This is a genomic window from Protofrankia sp. CiP1_Cm_nod4, from assembly GCF_982290645.1.
On sequence record NZ_CEVIVC010000262.1, the window covers coordinates 2,026 to 3,672 of the forward strand.

Sequence of the window (1,647 nt, forward strand, 5' to 3'; positions counted from 1 at the left end):
CCGCCGACCGCCGGGCCCGCCCGCCGGTCGGTCACCGGCGCCGCGTTCTGACGACTCCTGGGTGAATGCGGTTTGCGATCTATCGCTTTGAGATCCAGCACTGTGGAACGGTGCTGGTCAGACCTCGACAGCTGGTTCGAGCCCCGCCTGCTATACGGCGAACGGCCAGGTGGGCGGGCGAAACAGGGTATCCTATCGGATACGGATGGGTCTGTGGCTGGAGGCCGGGATGGGAGCCATCGGCACACCGGTTGCTTGAGGCAGCCAGGCTGGAGGCGGGGCTCTCAGGGGCCGAGCTCGCGCGCCGCGCCGGTACCTCCCGGCCGACTGTGGCGGCCTGTGAGCATGGGACGAAGTCACCGACGCTGGAGACGGCGACGCGGCTGCTGGCCGCGGCGGGCTTCCGGTTCGACATCGCACCGGTGCCGCGGTTCGAGATCCTGGAGGATGGGCGCGGTCGGCCGTTCGTCGTGCCGGACCGGCTGCCGCGGCTCCCGCTCGGTGCGGCGTTGGCCCGCGTGCGGCTGCCTGCCCACCTCGACTGGTCCAGCCCGGGGCGGATCTACGATCTCGCGGACCGGCGGCAACGTCATCGGCTGTACGAGATCGTCCTGCGGGAAGGCCGGGCGGAAGACGTTCTCGCCTACGTCGACGGGGCGCTGCTCGTCGACGCGTGGCCGGAGCTGGTGCTGCCCGCTCCGATTCGATGTGCCTGGGAGGAACGGGCCCGCCTGCGATGATCACTGCGTTGCAGCGGGCGGTAGCGGAGTTGTTCTTCAGTCTGCCGGAGAGCGCGGGCTTCGCGGTCGCGGGAGGTGCGGCCCTCATCGCACGTGATCTCGTCGACCGTGGAACCCGCGATGTTGATCTGTTCACCGTGTCCCGCCCGTGGCACCGATCCCCGACGCGGCGGCGGCGTTTGAGCGGGCCGCGGCCAGCCAGGGCTGGATGACCCGGCGGATTCAGCTTTCGGATAGCTTCGCCCGGCTCGTCGTGGAAGCCGAGGCACGCGACTTCACCGATGTGCAAGATCTGGCGGAGGTCGTCACCAAGGACGAGCTCATCCGCCTCGCCCAGGCCCAGGACGACGGCTTCGACCTCCGGGCGTTCGCCGACATGATCGGAACTGTCAGCCGGTTCACCGACGACGACCTGTGCCTGTCCCGTCCGGACGCCGACCGGCTGCGCCGCTTCTTCCACGCCTGGCGTCAGGAGATCTCAGACGGATGAGCCGCAACCGACGCCACTCGCCCACCGTGCCTGACCATCACGACGCGATCATTGTGCGCGCCTGCCCGGTCACGTCACTGCGATGTGCGGGTGGCCGTCGGGGCTGGCAGCGGGCTGGAAACCGAGGGCTGATGCCCGTTGTGTCGCGCGGCAAGCAGCGCGGCGATGACGACCGCGGTTATCAGTCCCGCACGGCTTTTCCGCCAACGTCCCTTACTGTCACGAGGCTGAGTCATACGGTAATAATGCCTGCGGTGTCCAGGTAGATACGAAACGGTCCCCAGCGGACGTGTCCTGCCGGTGCAGGGGGCGCCGGTAAGAATCATGTCGCCAGGTGCGGCGGACCAAGCGCATGCTCGCTCGCACCCCCGGCTAGTTCAGGATCGCGTAGAGGCGTAGTCCGCCGTACGCGAAGAC

At 68.6% G+C, this 1,647-nt stretch carries 2 protein-coding genes; both read left to right on the top strand.

Annotated features, from left to right (window positions below):
• The first annotated feature begins 251 nt into the window (after nt 1–251).
• Nucleotides 252–740 (top strand): helix-turn-helix domain-containing protein, encoded by a 489-nt coding sequence (locus AC5LSR_RS23915; RefSeq protein WP_250287534.1) that lies wholly within the window; start codon nt 252–254, stop codon nt 738–740.
• A 148-nt stretch (nt 741–888) separates the two neighbouring features.
• Nucleotides 889–1,230, top strand: a complete 342-nt coding sequence (locus AC5LSR_RS23920) for a hypothetical protein (RefSeq protein WP_250287532.1) — start codon at nt 889–891, stop codon at nt 1,228–1,230.
• Nucleotides 1,231–1,647: the final 417 nt, after the last annotated feature.